The organism is Methylobacterium sp. WL116, from assembly GCF_008039455.1.
Classification (GTDB): domain Bacteria; phylum Pseudomonadota; class Alphaproteobacteria; order Rhizobiales; family Beijerinckiaceae; genus Methylobacterium.
The window spans coordinates 1-2,251 of the sequence record NZ_VRUV01000641.1 but is presented as its reverse complement, the minus strand read 5'-3'; the positions used below and the strand labels follow the sequence as shown (position 1 = coordinate 2,251).

1 protein-coding gene is annotated in these 2,251 nt (G+C 73.1%); it reads left to right on the top strand.

Annotated features, from left to right (window positions below):
- The first annotated feature begins 292 nt into the window (after nucleotides 1-292).
- Nucleotides 293-2,248, top strand: a complete 1,956-nt coding sequence (locus FV223_RS25670) for an EAL domain-containing protein (protein ID WP_147729588.1) — start codon at nucleotides 293-295, stop codon at nucleotides 2,246-2,248.
- Nucleotides 2,249-2,251 lie beyond the last annotated feature (3 nt).

Genomic DNA, 2,251 nt, shown 5'->3' with positions numbered 1-2,251 from the left:
GAGCACGACCGCGTTGGTGATCACCGTGTCCACCGCGCCGTCGGCGTTGGTGACCTGGCTCTGCCCCATCCCGTCGCGGATCACCGGCGCTGATGTCGCACGCGCGCCGTCCGGCGCTCGCCGGGCCGCGTGCTTAAGCGATCCTTCACCGCTCCGGCGTCAGTCGAAGAAACGCCTGCAGGTTGGATGCGACGTGCCTGACCCCTTGAACGACCGGCCCCGTTCGGTTCCGAGCCCGTCGGACCTCGACCGCCTGATCCGGCGGGATCAGCTCGCGGCCCTGCGCCTGAGCATGTCGACCGCCATCCCGATCAACATGGCCCTCGGCCTGGTCGGCATGATCGTGGCGATCCATGCCGGGCAGGGCGCCGTCGGCGCGACCTGGTTCGCGGCCTCGACGGCGGCCAACCTGCTGCGCCTCGCCCTGTGCCGCGTACCCTGCGCCGCGCTATCGCCGCGGACGGCGCTGTCGGCGGAGGCCGCCGCCCGCTCGGTCGACCGGCACCTGCGCCTGGTCTGGATGGCGGCCTGGCTGTCGGGCCTGGTCTGGGCGTTCCTTCCGGCGCTGTGCGCCGGCTGCACCGCGGCGCAGACGGTGTTCTACCTGACGTTGACATGCGGCACGACCGCCGGCGCGGTCACCTACGGCACCGCCTTCGCCCGCATGCCGATCGGCTTCTTCACCCCGCCGCTGCTCTCGTTTGCCGGATGCCTGCTCGTGGCCGGCGGCTTCGACCGGATCTGCCTCGCCGCGACGGTGCTGCTCTACCTCGCCGCGATGATCCGCGGCGCGTTCCTGTGCGAGGCGGGTTTTCGCGAGGCGAGCCGGCTGAAGAACGAGGCCAGCGCCCTCGCGCAGTCGCGCATGGAGGCCCATGCCAGCGCCAGCGCGCTCGCCCTCGAGATGGCGCGGCGGGCGACCCACGACGACCTCACCGGCCTCCTGAACCGCGCCGGCTTCCAGCAGGATGCCGACGCCGCCTTGCGCGGTGATGGAGCCTTGCGCGGTGAGGCGGCCTTGCGCGACGACGCGGCGGTCGAGCCCGTCGCGCATTGCCTGATGCTGCTCGACCTCGACGGCTTCAAATCCGTCAACGACGTCCACGGCCACACCATGGGCGACCGGGTCCTGGCCGAGGTGGCGCGAAGGATGGCCGCCGCCCTGCCGCCGGGCAGCCTCGCCGCCCGGCTCGGCGGCGACGAGTTCGCCGTGCTCTACGCGCCGGCGCCGGCGGGGATCGCGCAGGACGTGCTCGCCGCCCGCCTGATCGGCGTGGTCGCCGAGCCGTTCGAATCCCTCGACGCCGGCCGGCTCGGCATCAGCATCGGCATCCACCAGGGCGACGCCGGCAGCCTGACGCATCGCCTGAGCTGCGCCGACGAGGCGCTCTACGCGGCCAAGGGCGCCGGCCGGAACCGCGCCCGCCTGTTCGACGAATGCCTGCGCGACCGGATGGAGACGCGGCGCGACAGCGAGCGCGACCTGTCGCAGGCGCTCGCCGAGGGCGTGGTGACGGTGTGCTTCCAGCCGATCTTCGGGCGGGACGGGCGCACCCTGGTGAGCCTGGAGGCGCTGGTGCGCTGGAACCACCCGCGCCACGGCTGGATCCCGCCGGCCGACGTCGTGGCGGCGGCGGCGACGGCCGGCCTCACCGAGTCGCTGCTGCGCGCCATCCTCGAGCAGGCCTGCGCGATGGTGGCGACACTGTGCCGGCACGGGCTGGAGACGGTCCAGGTCGCGCTCAACGTCTCGCCCCGCGAGATGGCGCAGATCGCCGTCGACGAGATCGTGCTCGGCCGTCTGGCCGCCCTCGGCCTGCCGCCGCGGATGCTGGAGATCGAGATCACCGAGGAGACCGCCCTCGACATCGGCGCGGTGCAGGCCAAGCTCACGGCGCTGGCCGAGGCCGGCATCCGCGTGACGCTGGACGATTTCGGGATCGGCTACTCCTCCCTCGCCTCCCTGCGCCAGCTCCAGGCCCACCGCATCAAGATCGACCGCAGCTTCGTCACCGGGCTGACCGGCTCGGACGACAAGTGCGGGCTGGTCCAGGCCGTGCTCGCGCTCGGGCGCTGGCTCGACATCGAGGTGGTCGCCGAGGGCGTCGAGACCGCCGACGACCTCGCCACGCTGCAGGCGTTCGGCTGCTCCCTGTTCCAGGGCTACCATCTCGGCCGGCCGATGTCGGCCGAGGCCGTGGCGGACCTGCTGGCGTCGCAGGCGGGGGCGCGGATGGCCGCGGCCTGAAAC

Excerpts from the sequence above, each read along its gene's own strand:
- FV223_RS25670 (WP_147729588.1), top strand. The coding sequence starts at position 293 with ATGTCGACCGCCATCCCGATCAACATGGCCCTCGGCCTGGTCGGCATG.